We start from the raw sequence: 18,387 nt of genomic DNA, 5'->3' as shown, positions 1-18,387 counted from the left end.
TTCCGGCGTCCGCTTGAGGTTGGCCGTTCCTATTGTCCGACAGTGGTGGAATATGGGTCCGGCGTGGCGGCTGGCGCGATCTGCGGCGCTATGACGCATGCGCCGTGCTGACGCGCGGCATCCAACGCGCAGGTGCGATTATCCGCGTAGGCGCAGACGGATACCTGTCCCGACGTCACCACGCAGTATTGGCCGACGCCGCGGGTCAGGCGCAGTTCGGTCGGGTTGGCCGAACATTCCGCACCCTGGCGATTGGCTTCCTGTTGGCATTCCTGTGCGTCGTAATAGATGCACAGCGGGGCAATGACTTGGTTGGATATACAGAACGGTGCCGCGGCAGCCTGCTGGCAGAACGATCCGCCGACCGCCAGGATCAGAACACCGAGCCGAACAGCCTGAGTAAGAGTTTTCATGTGCTCGCCTGTATGGAAAGTGGAAGCGGATGAACCCGGTGCCAGATCGAAGTAGCCATGCCAGATACAAGGGCGATTGGCACAAGCCTTGCGGATAAGCGCAACGTTCGTTTCATGACCAATTGGAGCGGGACGCCCTGGGTGTTCGGAAAAGAGGCATTCGCCGGGCTTGATCCAAACGACAGGCAGGTCCTGGCGGATTGGCTTGCCACCGCGAAACCCGGCGAGGTCAAAACAATCTGCGATTTCACGCCGCGGCCGTGGCATCTCGCCGCGCTGGAGGTGGTGATCGGCGTCTTTGAGAGCGGCAGACCCCTCGCCTCATGGTTGCTGGTTCGATACCAGTCGTGCTGGGTCCTGGCGACGGTCGACGACGATGCCGTCTCCGAGGTTTGCGACAGCCTGACCGAGGCGCTCGGCCTGATCAGCGGCCCTTTGCCTTGCTGAAGGTTACGATCCGGCATGCTGCACGCGGCGGGCCAGCGGCGGCTCCGCCAGGCCGCGCTTCAGCACGATCCGTTGCCGGCGCAGCATGCGATAAAGCGTCACGCGGGACACGTTCAACGCATCGGCAGTGGAACTGATGTTTTCCCCAGTGCGCTCCAGCGTCGCCAGCAGCGTCAGCCGTTCCTCCCGCGAGCCTGGCTTGGGCATCAGGACGGTGACCGGAGACCGGCTTGTCGGCAGGTCTTCCAGCCCCAGCAGATCGGGTGCGTCGAGGCAGGTTCCGTCAGTGACCACCACCGCCCGACGGATCACGGACATCAGCTCGCGGACGTTGCCTGGCCAGCGGTGCTGCAGCAGCGTGGCCATGGCCTTTGGGGTGAAGCCGAGCATCGTTCGTCCGAAGTCGCGCGCCGCGATCCGCAGGAAGTGCTCCGCCAATGGCGGGATATCGTCGCGCCGCTCCCGCAACGGCGGCACCGGAACGGTCAGCACGTTCAGCCGATAGAACAGGTCTTCCCGAAAGCGGCCCTCGGAGATGGCTTCTGCCAGACGGACGTTCGTCGCCGAAACGACCCGAACGTTCAGGTTGATGGACTCGCGGCCGCCCACCCGCCGGATCTGGCCCTCCTGCAGGAATCGCAGCAGATGGCCTTGCAGATCGATCGGCATGTCGCCGATCTCGTCCAGGAACAAGGTGCCGCCATTGGCGTGCTCGATCTGGCCGGAGGCACGCGCGATGGCGCCGGTGAAGGCGCCTTTCTCGTAGCCGAACAATTCCGAGGCCACGAGGCCCGGCGGGATTGCCGCGCAGTTCACCACGACGAAAGGACCATGGGCCCGGCATGATCCGTGATGGATCGCGCCAGCGAGCAATTCCTTGCCGGTGCCGCTTTCGCCGGTGATCAGCACCGGGTCGTCGGTCTGTCCGAACCGCCTGACCAGGTTCGCGACATGTCGCATGGCAGGACTGGCGCCGACGATCAGCGGACAGGTTGCCGCCGTGTCGGGTGTGGCGTCTCGATCAATCGATTCGTATAACCGACCCAGCAACGTCGGATCTTCGGCGGCTCGGTCGAGCAGCAACCTTGCCAGGCGCTGCGCCGGCAGCCGAGCAAGGTCATCAAAGCCGATCCGTGTTCCAGACAGTGTGGCGATGCGCCCCGCAACGGGAACTTTTGGCACGGGGTCAGCCCTTGGCGGCATTCATGTCTCCCGATAAAACGGCAGGCCTTCGGACATCCTGGGTTGGTTCCCGCGGCGTGTTAACGTCACCTGTTTCATCACGTGATGTGTTAACGCAAAGCTTTGGCCGAGGGAATCACGAGCGCGTGCCAGGACATCATTAGAAGAGGAGCGTGACTATCTCAACATCATTAAGGCTGATGCATCCACGTCAAGCGGTCAGGTAGGCTTTGCTGAGCAATAACGACTGCTAATCAGGCACCGGTCACCCGATCGCGTCATGGCACATGCACGGTTTTCATGCATGGCACTGTCGAGGCCAGGGACCGCAAGGCGTGGATGGGGCGGCCCCGCGGCCGCCATAGGCTGCAAACGGCCGGTTTGTTGATCAGCATCGGTATAGTCCAAATTCGCGCCAACCAGCAATGAAATCCGTTATCATATATATATTATAACAGAAAACGATAATTGTCCTGGTCGCAGGTATGGGATTTTGCCTAAAGGCGGCCGATGCGCTTGCTCCTGTGTCTTTTGGTTTTTCTGCCCAATGCCGGTTGGGCTGCACCGCCGTCCGCGCCGATCCGGACGGATGCATCCAGTTTGTGCGAAACCGCCGTCACCACCGCCGAGTTCATCGGGCGGCTGCCGCTCCGCCTGCTCGGCGCCATTAGCCTGACGGAGACCGCACGGCTCGATCCGGCCACAGGTTTCGTGCGTCCCTGGCCATGGACCGTCAATGCCGACGGGCAAGGGCAGTTCTTCGCTACCAAACAGGATGCGATCGCCGCGGTGACCGCGCTTCAGGCCCACGGCGTACGGTCCATCGATGTCGGCTGCCTGCAGATCAACCTGATGTACCACAAGGGAGCCTTTCATTCGCTCGGGGACGCGTTCGATCCGCGGAGCAATGCGCTGTATGCCGCCCGCTTCCTCAACGCGCTGTATGCCGAGGACAAGGATTGGTCACACGCCATCGCCGCCTATCATTCGGAGACGCCGGCGCTGGGCAACGCGTATCGCGTGCTGGTCCTCGCCCGCTGGCAAAATCCTGATCTTCAGCACAGCGTCTCGCGGACCGGCGCGTATCGGGATTTTGTCCATGATGCGCGGGTCTATGGCGCATTCGCGCCACGCGATCAGGTCTACCGGGCGTTTGCGCCGTCGCTGCCGACGAACTGATCAAGCCAACGCCAGTACCACCACGCCGGCGCAGATCAGCCCAAGTGCCCCGATATGCACACTGCCAAGAGGTTCGGCGAAGCCGTAATGCCCGATCAGCGCGGCAGCGACGTAGGAGGCCGCGGTGCAGGGCAGGGCGACCGACATCGGAATCCGGCGCAGCGCCACGATGTACAGCAGCGCCGCCCCGCCGTACAGGCACAACCCGATCATCGTCCGCGGATCGAACAACTGGCTCAGGAAGTTGGCCGCACTGGCCCCCGCCTTAAGCAGGATCTGTCCCACCAGGCTGGTGACGACCGCCGCCGCCAGCACGCTCCAGTATAAAGTCATGGCCGCTCCAAAGGCCCACCGCGCTGGACGCTGCGTACCGTCCCCTGTGGCTTGCCGTTGGCCGACAGAAAGGTACGCCCGACATACTCACCCAGCACGCCCAGGATCATCGACTGCACGCCGGACACCAGCAGCAGCACCACCATGATGGAGGTCCAGCCGGACGGCGTATCGTGCCTGAACAAGGCTTCACCAATGGTCGCGACGGCGCCGATACCGCCGGCTATCGAGAGCGCGGTGCCGGCGTAGATCGCCAACCGCAGCGGCGCCAGCGAAAAACTGGTGGCCAGGTTCAGCCACAGCCGCACCAGCCGCCGCAGATTGTAATTCGACTGGCCCTGCTGGCGCGGCAGATGGCGCACCTCGATGCTGTCGATGCGCTGTGTCACCTGCATGATCAACCCGTCCACATACGGGTAGGGGCCGCTGTAACGGGTGACCGCCCGGACCACCAGCGCCGAAATGCAGCGAAACGACGACAGATAGAGGCCGCGCGGCTTGTCCAGCAGCCTGTCGGCCACGGTGTTGGCGAAGCGGCTGCCCAGGTTGCGCCAGCCCTGGTGATGCTTGAAGGCGTAACGGGTATAGACCACGTCCCAACCGCCGAGACGGGCGTGGTCGTACAGCCGAACGACTTCCTCGGGCGGGTTCTGCAGATCGTCATCCATAGTGATAACGAAGTCGCCGCGCGCGTGGCGCAGTCCGGTCATCACCGCGTTATGCTCGCCGTAGTTACGGGCGTGCTCGATGTACACCACCGGCACCTGAGCTCCCGGCAGCAGCGATCGGCAGACGTCGCCGGAGTTGTCGGGACTGCCGTCGTTCACCAGCACGATCTCCAGTCCACCGGCCGGGTGCAGGTCGGACAACGTGTCGACAAGGCGGCCTATCGTCGCCGCGCCGCGATAAACCGGAATAACGATCGAAAGCCCGAACCGAGTCGCGGTCGGCGTGCCGACAAGGCTGTCAACGAGGGTGACTGAGTCGTTCATGAAGTCTCCGCGATGGCCAACACGGATCCGCCGACGGGCAGCGGAAACGGCAGGCGCCGTTCAAGTTCGGTCATGCCATGCAACGTCGCATCGAGCCATGGCGGAAACACGGCGACATCCGACGCGGCGCCGCCACGCGCCAGGATTTTGCGCTGCACCACCATCAGCGGCAGCAGCAGTCCGTTCCAGTAGCGGGCGCGGATCAGGTGGAAGCCGGACCGTTGCAGCAGGCTGACCACGGCCGAGGCAGTCAGGCGGCGGGCGTTGTGAACGCGGCGGTCATGCGCGGAGGCCAGCCACTGGTAGGCCGGCATGTTCAGCACCACGCGTCCGTTGGGCCGCAGCACCCGCTTCAATTCCTGCAGCGCCGCCGCGGGGTCTACCGCTGCATGGCACAGCACATCGGCCGAGACCACGGCATCAAAGCAGGCATTCCCGAACGGCAAGGTGTTGACGCTGCCGCGCGCGATCGCCGAACCGGATTTGCAGCGGGCGCGTCCGGCTGCCGCGCCGTCCCACTCCACACCGACCCGCGCCAGGTCCGGCCGGCGCGTGCGGAGGACCGTGAGGAAGCCACCGGTGCCGCAGCCGGCATCCAGTACGCGGCCCGTTACGCCGGCCAGCGCGTCGAGCAGGTAGGCATGTAAAGCACGGTACCACCACAGCCTGGCCTCGGCCTTGTTCATCAATGCGTATTCGGCGGGCTCCATCGGTCAGGCGGTGATCAGTTCGCGCGGCTCCCGCCCCACGTCATTACTTCGCGGTGCCCCTTTGGCGTCATCAAGGCAGTGAATGCAACCATGCGACCGCCGTTTCATGGTCGGGCTGTTGTCGACACTCGAGTTCTCACACCGCCTGATCGACCGACATGACACAAGGCGGTGGACCGTTGCACCATCCGCTAGGCCGCGCATCCCGCCTCCCGCAGCAGTTCGGTCACCGCGTCGGGTGGCACGTCGGCACTGGTGAACGCCTGGCCGATCCCGCGTGCCAGCACGAAATGCAGCGTGCCGTCGCGCATCTTCTTGTCGCGGCGCATATGGCTGACCAGTGTCGCGGCGGAGAACCGCCGGTTCAGCATCGACAGCTCCGCCGGCAGTCCGACGGCGGACAGATGCGCGGTCACCCGCTCCGCATCCGCGGCGGCGCAATGGCCAAGCCGAACCGAAAGCCTGAAGGCCAGGCCGAGGCCGATGGCGACAGCCTCACCGTGTAGCAGGCCGCCGTCGTAGCCGTATTCGGCCTCCAGCGCGTGGCCGAAGGTGTGCCCCAGGTTCAGCAGGGCGCGGCCGTCATTCGGCTTTTCCTCGCGTTCGTCGTCGCCGACGACGGCGGCCTTGAAGGCACAGGCGCGCCGGATCGCCTCGGCCTGCGCTTCGCGGTCGCCGGACACCACATCCGGTCCGGCCTGTTCGCACCAGGCGAAGAACGCGGCATCGCCGATCAGCCCGGCCTTGACGATCTCGGCATAGCCGGCACGCAATTCGCGCGGCGGCAGCGTTGCCAGGGTGCCGGTATCGGCCAGTACCATGCGCGGCTGATAGAAGGCGCCGACCAGGTTCTTGCCGCGACGCGTGTTCACGCCGGTCTTGCCACCGACCGACGAGTCGACCTGAGACAGCAGCGTGGTCGGAATCTGGACGAACGGCAGGCCGCGCAACGTGGTGGCGGCGGCGAAGCCGGCTAGATCGCCGACCACGCCGCCACCCAGGGCGATGATGGCGGTGCGCCGCTCGATCCCGGTTTCCAGAAGCTGGTCCACCACGTCCTGATAGGTGTCCATGTTCTTGGTCGCTTCACCGGGATCGACAATGATGGCATGGGCGGCAATGGCGGTCTGCGCCAGCCCATCCATCAATAGCGGCAGGTGCAGCCCTGCCACCGTCCGGTCGGTGATCACCACCGCACGCTTCTGTGGCAGTTTCGGCGCCAGCAAGGCTCCGGCGCGCGCCAGCAGGTTGTCGCCGATCACCACGTCGTAGCTGGTGCTAGGCAACACCACGTGCAGTCGCCGAGCAGGCTTCCAGTCCAGCAGGGCGTTCACGACTTGGCTGGTGGTATGGTCCGGATGTTCATCGCCGCAGTCGACGACCAGATCCGCCTCGGCATAGACCGGATATCGGCGGTCCATCAGGTCGCGCAATGTGTCCTCTCGATCACGGCCGGCCAGCAAGGGGCGGTTGTCGCGGCTGGCCACGCGGCGAACGAGCGTGGGCAGGGTGCAGCGCAGCCAGACGGACACCGCCTCCACCCTGGCCTCTTCTCGGGTGCGCGGATCGATGAAGGCGCCGCCGCCGAAGGCGATGACCATCGGATCGGCCGCCAGCAGCCGGCGGATCACCCGCCGTTCTCCGTCGCGGAACGCGGTTTCGCCGTAGCGGGCGAACAGTTCCGGAATGGTGCAGCCGGCGGCCAGCTCGATCTCCTGATCGGCGTCACGAAACGGCAGGCCGAGCCGGGCGGCGAGCCGGCGGCCGATGGAGGTTTTGCCGGCCCCCATCAGCCCGACCAGCGCGATGCTGCGACCGGCGATCGAATCTGGAATGGGAATCGTCTCCCGCAGAGCAGTGTTGCGTGTCATGATCCGAGACGTTAGCACACCGACCTCGGAACAGGCGACTGCCCCCGAGTCTGCCTGGGTTGCCTGGGTCGAAGGGCCACCAGACTTGGGACACTGCTTCAGGAGCTTGGATGATGCGCATTTTCCTGGCTGTCGTCGTGGCCGGGCTGATTATCCTGGCTGGCGGCATGCTGATGCTGGGGGCCTTTCCACCCGCGCCACAGCCGCACCCGGTGGAGAAGGTCGTGCCGAACGACAAGTTCGCCCCACAGCACTGACGCATCAAGGCGTGGACCCGCGCGTGGAGGCGTTCCTGGAAATGCAGACGGTCGAGCGCGGTGCCGCTCGCAACACCATCCTGTCCTATACCCTGGATCTGCAAGACTTCGCCCAGTTCGCGGCCGAGACGAGGTTCGCGGTGTCGGCGGCGGACGCCGAGACCTGCCGGGCCTACATGGCGTCGCTGCACAAGCGCGGCCTGTCCGCCCGCACCGCCGCCCGCCGCCTGTCCGCCTTGCGACAGTTTCATCTGTTCCTGCTGCGGGAGGGCCTGCGGGCCGATGATCCCACCCGGCAGCTCGACATGCCGCGGTTGCCCCAGACACTGCCCAAGCTGCTGACCGAGACGGAGGTGGACGCGCTGCTGGATGCCGCTCGGCGCAAACCCGGTCGGCCCGGCGTCGTTGCCTGCGCCGCCCTGGAAATCCTCTATGCCACCGGCATGCGCGTCACCGAGCTGCTGTCGCTGCCGCGGGAGGCGCTGACGCAGAACCGTCAGGCCATGATCATCAAGGGCAAGGGCAGCAAGGAGCGGATGGTGCCGCTGTCGGCGCAGGCCAGGGATGCCGCGGCGGCGCTGCTGGCGGCGACGGAGGGCAAAAGCCGCTGGCTGTTCCCCGGCCGCGATACAAAACGCACGCTGACCCGTCAGGCGTTCTTTCTGTTGCTGAAGCAGGTGGCGCTGGCAGCAGGCCTGGACCCAGTCCGCGTGTCGCCGCACGTGCTGCGGCATGCGTTCGCGTCCCACATGCTGGCCCGCGGCGCCGACTTGCGCAGCCTGCAGGTGCTGCTGGGTCACGCCGACATTTCCACCGTGCAAATCTATACGCACGTGCAGACCGAGCGGCTGCGTCAGGTGGTGGAGGAGCATCATCCGCTGTCGGAAACCTGGAGCGGTACGACCGGCCGGAGATGACGGCCGGCTAGCCAATGAAAGCGCTATTGTCGGGCAGGCTCGGCATCATGACTCCAGGCTTCATCTTTAGCCGGAAAGGCCGGCCATGAGGCGGATGGCGGCTGAGGCCACGTTGTGCAACGATCCGCACCTGCAGTCGGCCGCATCGATGCGTTCATCACATCCTCGCCAAGCCTCTCGACCTGCTTTCCGCTGTGGTCAGGCGTGCCGCATGGGCGAAGCGCTGGCCGGGTGTATCTACACCTGGCTCCGCAGCCAATCGAACCAGGATGGCTTTTCGGTTGTCAGCCTGGTCAGGTCGGCAGCCACGCCATCGATGTCGGGCGTCTGTGACGCCATTGAAGGAACCAGCAACCGAGCATTGCCCTGCCGGTCGAAGACATAGATGGCGGAGCTGTGGGTCACCTGGTACTGCCGGGGATCGGCGGACGGTGTGACCGAATAAGCGATGCGAAACCGCTTCGCCAAGCGTTCAAGCTCATCCGCGCTGCCGCGCAGGCCGACAAAACCCGGCGCGAACAACCCGACGTAGTTTTTCAGGACTGGCAGCGTGTCCCGGCCGGGATCGACAGTGACGAACAGGAAGCGGATCTGCTTCGCCGCGTCGCCGGTCTTGTCGAGGGCGTTGGCCACGTTCTGCATCGTCAGCGGGCAGGCATCGGGACAGAACGTGTAGCCGAAATACAGCATCGTGACGAGGCCGTGGTAATCCGCCTGCGTCACCGTGCGTCCGTCGGGGGTCGCCTGCATAGTAAACGACAGGGACGGCGACGAGCCGGTCACGTCGATGTCGTGCCAGGTCCCGTCCTCGGCCCGCGCCACCCTTGGAACGGATGCGGTCGCGGCGCCGGCGGCCAGCAGTCGCAGGGCCTCACGCCGCTTCATTTGCCGGCTCCTTGTCTGGCGCCCACGCCTTCAATCGCGAATGCGGCGGCGAGCGAGCCGCCATTCGCGAAATGCAGCGTCACCGGCTCGGTTCCCGTGTGCCGCAGCAGGGGGCCTGACGGGTCCATGCACATCAGGTGATAGCCGCCTGGGGCGAAGCGAACGGTGCCGTGCGGCGGAACCGGAACCGTGTCCACCATGGCCATCCGCGCCATGCCGCCCTCGGTGGTCGATTGGTGCAGCATGAGCGATGTGCAATCGGGCGCGCTGGCGCCGGACAGGACCAGTGGCGTGTCGCCGCGGTTTTCCAGCGTGAAATAGCCCGCGGCGGGACGTGACGGCAGCAGGACCTGCATCCGGCCCTGTGTCACCACCGCATCCGCCGCCGCGCCCCACGCCGTCCGGCCGCCGATCAGCAGCGGCGCGATCACCGCCAGCCTGACCAGGACCCTAACGCCCGGTCCAACCCTTGGACGAGATCCGGACCCCTGGTGCGAACTCGATATCATCGCAGCCGTTGCCACCACATTGCCGGTCCTCCTGCAGACGGATGTTGTTCATGATCAGCATGAACGCGAAAGAACTCATCATGGACGAGGGGATCCACACCACAAGTCCGCCGAGGTGCTGGTCGAACAGCGCGCCGATCGAGGGGAACAGCCGTCCGCACAGGTCGTAGTACGAATACAGCGGGGTCAAGCCAAAGGTCAGGCGGGCGCCGATCAGCAACTGCGGGAAGATGACCAGAAGACATGTTGCCAGCCGCACCGCATACGAATAGCGCGCCGCCGGTGTTGGCCGGGGGTCGAGCACGAAGCACCAGAACAGCAGCCCGTCGATGACCATGCTCAGGTTCATCGTCGTGTAGAGCAGCGGCGAGACCATGGCGTGGAAATGGATGGCGGGGCGCAGCCAGAACCACACCAGGCCGACGAACAGCACGCCGGCGACGACCGGGGTCTGCACGACCCGCAGCACGCGATGCAGCCACCCCGCCCCGGCCAGCCGGCGAAGCATGACGGGCATGCCGCGGCTGATCGTCTCGCCGGGCCAGGCCAGCGCGATCAGGAACGGGCCAAGGTGATGCATCCCCAGATGCTGCAGCCGGTTGAGGAAGAACATGTGCTGCGAGAGGTAGACGAAGTGGGTCTGCAAGGTGGCGTAGATCAGCGCGACGCCGGTCAGGAACGCGATGCGTCGTAGCCTGTGCGGACGATCCGCCGGCGCCGTCAGGGCCAGACCGTGAAGATACCAGACCAGGGGCAGGACGGTGCCTAGATACTCGATCCAGGAAAAGTCCCACGGGGCGATTGCCGGCAGCTCCGCCGGATAGGTCGCGGACGCCCACCAGATCAGGCAGCCAAGCGCCAGGACAGCACCGGAAAGGAGCGCTGACCGGCCGAGTGGCGTGGTCCCTTGAATGGTCGCTGGGGCGTCTCGCCCGGGCAGCAACGCCGGCATGGTAAGGTGTGGGCTGTTCACGGCGAGCAGGCATCAAGCCGAACGCAAACGCTGACAAGTTACAACGAGCTCACCGATTGCGCGTCCGGTCCAGATTCCGCGCCACGGGCTTGTCCCGGCCATCTTCGCACCAGCGGCTGGGGGCGGATGGCCGGGACGAGCCTTACAGGCACAGACATGGTCATTGAAGCGGCGTCCACGCCCCGCAAGTGCTGGGTGGCTGACCGAAGTCGAGCCAGCACAAGGCCTGGAGCGGTCCATAGACAGGCGTGCGACCCTACGCGACCATCGGATCGGCGATCGCGCTCTGCGCCCGCCGGAGGGGCCGCAAGATGAAGACCGCCATGAAGACGACCGCGAAGTTCATGATTGCCGTGGCGAGAAACACCGAATACCAGCTTCCGGTAGCCGCCTTCAATACGTTGGCGAACGGGACGAGCAGTGCCGATGTGCCCTTGGCCGTGTAGAGCAGGGCGGCATTCACGGTCGCATATTGTACCCCAAACGTGTCCGTACAGGTCGACGGGAACAGGCTGAAGATCTCGCCCCACGTAAAGAAGATCAGGGCCGCGAAAATTACGAAAGCCCAATGACTTGTCCCTAGCGATCCAAGCAGCAGGTAGCTGACGCCGCCGAGGCTGAACGCGATGACCATGGTCGGCTCGCGCCCGATCTGGTCGGAAACCCAGCCGAAAAACGGCCGAGCGGCGCCGTTCATGACGTTATCGACCACCAGCGCCACGGCGAGCGTGGATGCCCCCAGAAACAGTACCGTGTCCGATATCTTGAAGTCGGATGCGATAAGCGCAAGCTGCGCCGTCGCCATCAGCCCGCTCGCCGAGACCAGGATGAACATGATGTACAGGACCCAGAATACCGGCGTGACAAGCACCTCGCGTGGTGTGCGGTCGCGCGTGCTCTGCTGAACAGCCTTGCTCGCGACCGCGGCGGGGACCTCGCCGGGGTTGGGCGCGCGAAGCGTCCAGGCCACCACGAACAGGATGAGGCCTTGAGCAAGCCCGAACGTCAGGAATGTCGCGGCGTATCCGCGTGACGCGATCATCATCTTGATCGGGATCACGGTCAGTGCCGCCCCGGCGCCGAAGCTGCCCGCCGTGATGCCGACGGCGAGGCCGCGCCGGTCGGGAAACCATTTCACGGCATTGCCCACACAGGTCGCGTAGATCGCGCCGGCACCAAGACCGGATATCGCGGCACCCACATAGAGCATGCCTATCGTGTCGGCATAGGCGTTGATCACCCAGGCGATCGCGACCAGGATGCCGCCTGCTGCCACGGCCACCTTTGGTCCGCGGTTCGGCCCAAGGCGGTCCACTAGCCAGCCACCAGCCGGCGTGAGCCAGGTTTCCAGCGCAATGAAGATACTGAAGGCCCACTGGATCTCGGCGGTTGTCCAGCCATGGGCCTGCTGGATCGGCTTGACGAAGAGCGTCCAGCCATACTGCAGGTTGGCGATCAGCATCATGGCGATGACACCGAAGATGAGCTGCGCCCACCGGCCACTTAATCCTGCCTCTCCAGCCGGAAGATTTCTGGACATTTCCTGCTTCCCCGTTCTATCTCGCACCGGACACTTTTCATGCTTTCTGGCGCGTGTTGAGCCCAAGATCGCGGATACGCCCATATTCGCGGATACGCTAATTGTTTACTGGGCCGTTGGGCGGAAAAGCCCTGGCCGCATCAGGCGACTTGGGTGACGGCGACGATGGTGATGCTGGATTGGAGCCGTGGCGGCAACAGGAACTCGAGCTGATTGATCGGTACTTGGAGTTTCCCGCTCAGGCTGGCTGTGGCGGATCAGTCGTGATCCCGGTCCATGAGTCGTCGGCGAACGTACACCGATTGTCCGCGGGGCGGCGGTTTCTTCAGCGCGCTGCATCCGATCAGCCCGGAGGCCAACGCATACGGACGATGCTGCGGCGTGACCTGGGGCAGCAGGCCAGGCATGCGATGACGATATGGGGTTGGATACGGCGCGCGTCGTGATGCAAAGACCGGAGGGAATGGGCAATTCGGTTGCCTTGATCGTCGCCTGCCGTCAGGCGAGACGTCGCCGGGTTGACAATCCGCTGTCTCTCGATTTTCGCGAATCCGTCAGCGCGGCCTAGACAATCGCATCAGGCGCGTTGCATAGCACCGCCGCCGATCGACCGAATTGGTATCCGGGAGCCGCGCGCGTAAGACCATGATGTATTTCAGCCGCATGAAGACCGCCATTGTCCTGGGCGTCTGCCTGCTGGGGCTTCTGCTTGGCTTGCCAAACCTGTTCGCCGCTCCGGCGCCCTGGCTGCCGTGGCGGACCGTGCATCTCGGGCTGGATCTGCGTGGCGGCAGCTATCTGCTGCTGGAAGTCGATATGGCCGCGGTGACCAAGGAGCGGCTGGACAGCCTGCTGGACGGGGTGCGTCAGGCGCTGCGCGGGGCGTCGATCTTCTACCAGACGCTGGAGGCGCAGCCCGACCAGAACCGCGTGCTGCTGCGGCTGCGCGATGCCACAAGGACCGACGCGGCGGTGGCTGCCGTCAAGCCGTTGATTAGCCAGGATTCCGCCACCGGCGTGCCCGACCTGACGATCGGATCGTCCGCCGACGGCACGATCACGCTGACCTTGTCGGCGGTTGCGCTGCGTCAGCGGGCGGCGGGCGCGGTGCAGCAGTCGATCGAGATCGTCCGCCGCCGCATTGACGAGACCGGGGTGCTCGACCCGCAGATCACCCGGCAGGGCGACAGCCGCATCGTCGTGCAGCTTCCTGGTGTGGGCGATCCGGATCGCATCAAGCAGTTGATCGGCCAGACCGCGCATATGACCTTCCGCCTGGTGGATGAGACCGCGAACCCGGCCAGTGGCGGCCCGCCGCCGCCAGGTGACGACTACCTGGCGATGCAGGACCGGCCCGGCGAGAAGATCGCGGTGCGCAAGCGCATCGATGTGGACGGCGCCGACCTGACCGACGCGCGCGCCGGCACCAACCAGGAAACCGGCGACTGGGTGGTCAACTTCACCTTCAACTCGATCGGCGCTCGGCGTTTCGCCGATGTCAGCAGAGCCAACGTCAACCATCGCTTCGCCATTGTGCTGGACAACAAGGTGATCTCCGCCCCGGTGATCCGCGAGGCGATCACTGGCGGCCGCGGCCAGATCAGCGGATCGTTCACGGCGGCCTCGGCCAGCGACCTGGCGGTGCTGCTGCGGGCCGGTGCCCTGCCGGCGCCGCTGACGGTGATCGAGCAACGCAGCGTGGGCCCTGAACTTGGCGCCGACAGCATCCGCGCCGGGGCGATCTCCCTGGCAGCGGGCTTCGTGCTGGTGATCGGCTTCATGGGGTTCTTCTACGGGCTGTTCGGCTGGTTCGCCAACTTGGCGCTGGTGGTCAACCTGATCCTGCTGCTGGCGGTCATGTCGCTGCTGCAGGCGACGCTGACCCTGCCGGGCATGGCGGGCATCCTGCTGACCCTGGGCATGGCGGTGGACGCCAACGTGCTGATCAACGAACGCATCCGCGAGGAGCAGAAACTCGGCCGTCCGCCCCTGGCGGCGTTGGAGCATGGATTCAAGCGCGCCTACAGCACGATCTTCGACAGCAACGCCACCACCTTTCTGGCCCATGTGATGCTGTTCGTCTTCGGCTCCGGCCCGGTGCGCGGGTTTGCCGTGACCATCACCGTGGGGATCGCGACCTCGCTGTTCACCGCCTGGATGCTCACCCGGCTGCTGGTGTCACGCTGGTATGTGGCGACGCGGCCCAAGCTGCTGCCGGTGTAAGGGAACGCCATGTTCATCAGACCTCGCCTACGCCTGGTTCCCGATGGCACCCGCATCCAGTTCATGCGCGGCCGGTTCATGGGGCTGATCGTCTCGGCGATCCTGTCCAGCGCCTCGGTCGTGCTGTTCTTCTATCCCGGCCTGAACCTCGGCATCGACTTCTCCGGCGGCGTGGTGATGGAGGTGCGGACCAATGGGCCAGCCAATTTCGACCAGATCCGCGCTGCGCTGAGCAGCGAGCACATTCCGCAACAGGGGGTGCAGCGGTTTGGCGATCCGTCGGAGGTGCTGATCCGCCTTGGGGCGCAATCCAGCGAGCAGGCCACACAGGCCGCCGTCGGGCGGGTGCGCGACGCGCTTGAGAAAGGCGTGCCTGGTTCGAAGATCGAGCGTACTGATGCGGTCGGCGCCAGCGTCTCGGCGGAGCTGTTCCGCAACGGGTTGCTGGCCCTGGGCATCAGCCTGCTGATGATCCTGGTCTATATCTGGTTTCGCTTTGAATGGCAGTTCGCCGTCGGTGCGGTGGTGACGCTGATCCTGGACGTCACCAAGGCGATCGGCTTCCTGGCGCTGACCCGGATCGAGTTCGACCTGGTGATGGTCGCGGCGATCCTGACCGTGCTGGGCTATTCCACCAACGACAAGGTGGTGGTGTACGACCGGGTCCGCGAGAACCTGCGCAAATACAAGTCGATGCCGCTGCGCGAGCTGATTGACCTGTCGATCAACGAGACGCTGAACCGCACGCTGGGAACCTCGATGACGGTGTTCCTGGCCAGCCTGCCATTGGCGCTGTTCGGCGGCGAGTCGATCTCCGGCTTTGCCTGGGTGATGCTGTTCGGCATCGTCGTCGGCACGTCGTCGTCGATCTTCATTGCCGCGCCGATCCTGCTGTTCCTGGGTGAGCGCCGCCTGCGCCGCGACGCCGCCGCCCCCAGGTCGGTCGTCACCACCTCAGCCCCCAGCCCAGCCCCTAGCCCAGCGCCCAGCCCAGCCCCCACTGCGGCCAAGCAGGGCGCGACGGCGGCGAAAACGTCAGCCAAGGCGAAAGCGGCCACTCGACGGTGATCACCCGCCGGCGCACCGGCCAGGGCCACTGCGCATTTGCGGCGGCGATACAACCTTACATGATCATGAATAGCTGAACCGGTGCCGCCTGGACGGCCAGACCCTACGTCTCCCGCCCAATCCGGAATCCGGTCTTCCGCGTGGTGCGGCCGCGCTCGAACGCCACGAGACTGTCGTAGAAATGCATCGACAGCGTGCTGCGGGTGAACTCGGTCGGCGGCAAGGCGCCGCGGGTCCAGTCAGCGTTCATCTCGTCCACCAGGGTCTTGCAGAGCTCGATAAACGTGCCCGGACGCTGTAATCCGCCGCCAAACTGCTCCCAATAGGCGGTATGCAGGTCTTCCACCATGTAAACGCCATCCGGCGCGGTGCGATGGAACAGGAAGCCGAACGTCGCGACCACGTGTTGCATGATATGGCTGCCGTCATCCAGGACGATGTCGGGGGTGCCGAACTCCTCGATCAACTGATCAAGGAACACAGGATCGGCTTGGTCGCCGATGCGGATGGCGATCTGGTCTTCCTCGAAGGCGGCGCACTGCGGCCTGACATCGATGCCGATCAGCCTGGCATGCGGGCCGAAGTAACGCTTCCACATCTGCAACGAGCCACCCTCGCCGCAGCCGATTTCCAGGAAGGTCAGTGGCCGGTTCACATAGCGCGCAAAGTGCCTTTCGTAGGCGGGGAAGTAATGCTTCCACTTGTCAATGATCCGACCATCATTACTCAGGAAGTCCGCCCACAGGTTCATGCAACCGATCCTTTCCACCGAGCTGAGCCATCTTATACAAGGCATTCGCGGTTCGCCGGGGATGATTTCCATGGTCCAGCGTCACTCTGTCCGGTATCGCGTGGTCGGGTGGAGGACAGCAGGTTCGCATTGACCTGTTTGGACAGACGCTGCGATGAGGCACGGTCATGACGCCAACCAGGGTTTCCGCTGATCCGCCGGCGGTTGTGACTGGCATGTTTTCGCGGTGGATCGGCAGACGCCGCGATGCGGAGCAGGAAACGGTGGTCCCACGACAGCCGGGTCCGCCGGGGCATGCCGCGGTCGCCGTGCTGTCACTTGGCATCATCGCAACGAGTGCGGCCCAGGCCCAGGTCATCCCGTCTGGCCCGCTGCCCGGAGGCGCGAAACCGCGGCCGGACGAGATCACCGCCCTGCTTGGCTTCACGCCGCTGAACAAGGGCGGCGATACCATGAGCGAAGGGGCGGTTCTGCGCTTTCCAGGCAGCGGGTCCTCGCCCAGCTCAGTTACGGTGCGCGCCTGGACCCTGCCGACCTATGCCGCCGACACCGCGCAGATTCTCAGCAAGTTCATTGCCAATGCCCCGCTTGCCGCCACCGCCTCGAACGCACCGGTGGTATCGAACGGCCGGTTCTATACGACCATCGGCACGCCTTCGCCCACGGCCGCGAACAATGCCTTTGTCTGGAGCGTGCTTGGCGTGGTGAACAATGCCAGCACCGGGGGCGGAACCGGGCAGCATGTCGGTGTGTACGGTCAGGGTCTGCGTAGCGCCGCGGCTCCTCAGACAACGACAATCACCACCGCTTCGACATCGGCAACCGTGCCGGTGGCCGATACCAGCGCCTTCCAAAGCTACAACGGGCGCGCGCTGAACTCGGCCTTCAACCGGATGCCCGTCCTGATCAACGGCACGCGGTATGAGTGCGTTGGCGCCAGCACCGCGTCCGGCCGGGGCACCATCACCTTGACCACCCCGGTCAGCGCGGCCGACGGCGCCGCCGGTACACAGGTCATCGGGGTCAACAATCCGCAGCTTTGGGGCGGTGTATTCGAGGCGCATGACTTGACCCGGCTACCGTCCTCCCGGACCAATGCGCTGCTCGGGCTGGAGGTCGATGTGGTGGCCAGCGGGCGGGACGATGCGCGCAACCGCGGCGGCATCTCGATCGTCGGCGGGACGGCGTCGTCCGGGATTGGACCCACGGTGATCGCCACCGGCATTAGAATTTCCGCCGCCAAACCAGGTGATTCGTATAATTCCGTGCTGACCGTCGCCACCGCCTACAACACGGCCATTCTCGATTTCCGCCATGCCAGGCAAGGCAAGAACGCGCATGCGATCTGGATGAAGGCGGGGCAGGACATCGCGTTCGGTGCGGGCTCACCGCCCTGGTCGCCGGCGCAGACGCTTGCCGGTGACGGCACTTACCTGAACCTGACCGGGCCGCTTGTCTCCTATGGCAAGCCGGGCTGGAGTTCGGCGAACTACGGCGAGAACCTGCTGCTGACCTCGGGTCCGGTGCTGGGAGCGGCACATCCCGCGCTGGCGATTGCCGACGCCGGCAACACCAATCTTTGTGGCGTTGCGAATGTCGGCGGCAGCCTGACCTTCGCGGCGATGCCGGCGTATGGGCGGCCCGGGCCGCCTTTCGTGGTCATGCGGCTGTCGCCGACAGGCGTGCAGCTTGGCACGGGCGTCCCGCTGGCCACCAGCGCCGCCGCCGGTTTTGCCTTGCTGCCGACCACGGCCGGTACGCCGACCGGGAATGCCGGTGCGGTTGGCAAGGCCGCTGTCGTGATCGACACGACTGACAACCAGTTGTGCTGGTCCACCGGAAGGGGAAGCTGGAAATGCGCAACTGGTCACTGATCGCGATAACGATCACCGTCTTGGCAAGTACGATAGTACAAAATCCGGTCGCGCACGCGCAGGACGCGGCGCCAGGCACGTATCCTGTAACATTGCCGCCGCACACGTTCCAGGCCGTGGTCAACTATCTGAAGCGCCAGCCTTGGGAGGATGTGCAGCCGCTGATGGCAGCCTTGGCGGAGGCCGCGCAGGCCTCGGCGCCCCGGCCACCGGCCAAGCAGCCTCCCGCACCGGACAGCCCCAGGTGATCTTGCGAGACGTGA

Annotated in this window: 19 protein-coding genes; 8 read left to right on the top strand and 11 right to left on the bottom strand. The window is 65.1% G+C overall.

From position 1 onward, the window contains the following. Positions 1-29: 29 nt before the first annotated feature. Positions 30-413, bottom strand: a complete 384-nt coding sequence (locus ACQY4S_RS04625; protein ID WP_428484018.1) for a hypothetical protein — start codon at positions 411-413, stop codon at positions 30-32. Between the two features lie 114 nt (positions 414-527). Here ACQY4S_RS04625 and ACQY4S_RS04620 point away from each other — a divergent pair, with 114 nt between their 5' ends. After that, complete coding sequence (locus ACQY4S_RS04620; RefSeq protein ID WP_428484017.1) at positions 528-860, top strand: hypothetical protein; 333 nt, start codon at positions 528-530, stop codon at positions 858-860. 3 nt (positions 861-863) lie between these two features. On the opposite strand, the gene ACQY4S_RS04615 is transcribed toward ACQY4S_RS04620, so the two are convergent. Further along, complete coding sequence (locus ACQY4S_RS04615) at positions 864-2,063, bottom strand: sigma-54 interaction domain-containing protein (RefSeq protein WP_428484016.1); 1,200 nt, start codon at positions 2,061-2,063, stop codon at positions 864-866. 579 nt (positions 2,064-2,642) lie between these two features. Between ACQY4S_RS04615 and ACQY4S_RS04610 the strand changes: the two genes are divergently transcribed. Continuing rightward, positions 2,643-3,221 carry a hypothetical protein gene (locus tag ACQY4S_RS04610; protein WP_428484015.1) on the top strand — a complete coding sequence of 193 codons (579 nt, stop codon included), beginning with the start codon at positions 2,643-2,645 and terminating at the stop codon, positions 3,219-3,221. Here ACQY4S_RS04610 and ACQY4S_RS04605 read toward each other — a convergent pair whose 3' ends face one another. From ACQY4S_RS04605 to aroB, 4 genes are all read right to left on the bottom strand, one after another. Next, positions 3,222-3,554, bottom strand: a complete 333-nt coding sequence (locus tag ACQY4S_RS04605; protein ID WP_428484014.1) for a DMT family transporter — start codon at positions 3,552-3,554, stop codon at positions 3,222-3,224. After that, positions 3,551-4,546, bottom strand: a complete 996-nt coding sequence (locus ACQY4S_RS04600) for a glycosyltransferase family 2 protein (protein WP_428484013.1) — start codon at positions 4,544-4,546, stop codon at positions 3,551-3,553. Before ACQY4S_RS04600 ends, ACQY4S_RS04605 begins: the two co-directional genes overlap by 4 nt. After that, positions 4,543-5,232, bottom strand: coding sequence for a class I SAM-dependent methyltransferase (locus ACQY4S_RS04595; RefSeq protein ID WP_428484012.1), 690 nt, complete (start codon positions 5,230-5,232; stop codon positions 4,543-4,545). Before ACQY4S_RS04595 ends, ACQY4S_RS04600 begins: the two co-directional genes overlap by 4 nt. Before the next feature lie 215 nt (positions 5,233-5,447). Beyond that, on the bottom strand, positions 5,448-7,127 hold the full coding sequence (gene aroB / locus ACQY4S_RS04590) for a 3-dehydroquinate synthase (RefSeq protein ID WP_428484011.1): 1,680 nt from the start codon (positions 7,125-7,127) through the stop codon (positions 5,448-5,450). Positions 7,128-7,237: 110 nt separating this feature from the next. Between aroB and ACQY4S_RS04585 the strand changes: the two genes are divergently transcribed. Further along, on the top strand, positions 7,238-7,384 hold the full coding sequence (locus ACQY4S_RS04585) for a hypothetical protein (protein ID WP_428484010.1): 147 nt from the start codon (positions 7,238-7,240) through the stop codon (positions 7,382-7,384). A gap of 11 nt (positions 7,385-7,395) precedes the next feature. Then, a complete protein-coding gene (locus tag ACQY4S_RS04580; protein WP_428484009.1) occupies positions 7,396-8,301 on the top strand; it encodes a tyrosine recombinase in 906 nt (301 codons plus the stop codon). A 237-nt stretch (positions 8,302-8,538) separates the two neighbouring features. Here ACQY4S_RS04580 and ACQY4S_RS04575 read toward each other — a convergent pair whose 3' ends face one another. From ACQY4S_RS04575 to oxlT, 4 genes are all read right to left on the bottom strand, one after another. Beyond that, positions 8,539-9,186, bottom strand: coding sequence for an SCO family protein (locus ACQY4S_RS04575; RefSeq protein ID WP_428484008.1), 648 nt, complete (start codon positions 9,184-9,186; stop codon positions 8,539-8,541). Further along, positions 9,183-9,617 (bottom strand): copper chaperone PCu(A)C, encoded by a 435-nt coding sequence (locus ACQY4S_RS04570; protein WP_428484007.1) that lies wholly within the window; start codon positions 9,615-9,617, stop codon positions 9,183-9,185. Before ACQY4S_RS04570 ends, ACQY4S_RS04575 begins: the two co-directional genes overlap by 4 nt. Positions 9,618-9,636: 19 nt before the next feature. Beyond that, positions 9,637-10,668, bottom strand: a complete 1,032-nt coding sequence (locus ACQY4S_RS04565) for a cytochrome c oxidase assembly protein (RefSeq protein ID WP_428484006.1) — start codon at positions 10,666-10,668, stop codon at positions 9,637-9,639. A 256-nt stretch (positions 10,669-10,924) separates the two neighbouring features. Beyond that, entirely contained in the window at positions 10,925-12,208 is a 1,284-nt protein-coding gene (gene oxlT / locus ACQY4S_RS04560) for an oxalate/formate MFS antiporter (protein WP_428484005.1), read from the bottom strand. Positions 12,209-12,853: 645 nt separating this feature from the next. On the opposite strand from oxlT, the gene secD reads away from it, so the two are divergent. Both secD and secF read left to right on the top strand, forming a co-directional pair. After that, the gene (gene secD / locus ACQY4S_RS04555; RefSeq protein ID WP_428484004.1) at positions 12,854-14,431 is read left to right on the top strand and encodes a protein translocase subunit SecD; all 1,578 of its coding nucleotides are present in this window, start codon (positions 12,854-12,856) and stop codon (positions 14,429-14,431) included. Positions 14,432-14,440: 9 nt separating this feature from the next. Beyond that, positions 14,441-15,499 (top strand): protein translocase subunit SecF, encoded by a 1,059-nt coding sequence (gene secF, locus ACQY4S_RS04550; protein WP_428484003.1) that lies wholly within the window; start codon positions 14,441-14,443, stop codon positions 15,497-15,499. A gap of 103 nt (positions 15,500-15,602) precedes the next feature. Here the strand turns inward: secF and ACQY4S_RS04545 are convergent, their stop codons facing one another. Continuing rightward, positions 15,603-16,250 carry a class I SAM-dependent methyltransferase gene (locus tag ACQY4S_RS04545; RefSeq protein ID WP_428484002.1) on the bottom strand — a complete coding sequence of 216 codons (648 nt, stop codon included), beginning with the start codon at positions 16,248-16,250 and terminating at the stop codon, positions 15,603-15,605. Positions 16,251-16,417: 167 nt separating this feature from the next. Here ACQY4S_RS04545 and ACQY4S_RS04540 point away from each other — a divergent pair, with 167 nt between their 5' ends. Continuing rightward, on the top strand, positions 16,418-18,124 hold the full coding sequence (locus ACQY4S_RS04540) for a hypothetical protein (protein ID WP_428484001.1): 1,707 nt from the start codon (positions 16,418-16,420) through the stop codon (positions 18,122-18,124). Further along, entirely contained in the window at positions 18,106-18,372 is a 267-nt protein-coding gene (locus ACQY4S_RS04535) for a hypothetical protein (RefSeq protein ID WP_428484000.1), read from the top strand. The genes ACQY4S_RS04540 and ACQY4S_RS04535 overlap by 19 nt, the downstream gene beginning before the upstream one ends. Positions 18,373-18,387 lie beyond the last annotated feature (15 nt).

The sequence above is a fragment of the Rhodopila sp. genome, from assembly GCF_965276935.1.
Lineage (GTDB): Bacteria > Pseudomonadota > Alphaproteobacteria > Acetobacterales > Acetobacteraceae > Rhodopila.
The sequence above is the reverse complement of the archived record's forward strand: the minus strand, read 5'-3'. Positions and strand labels throughout refer to the sequence as shown.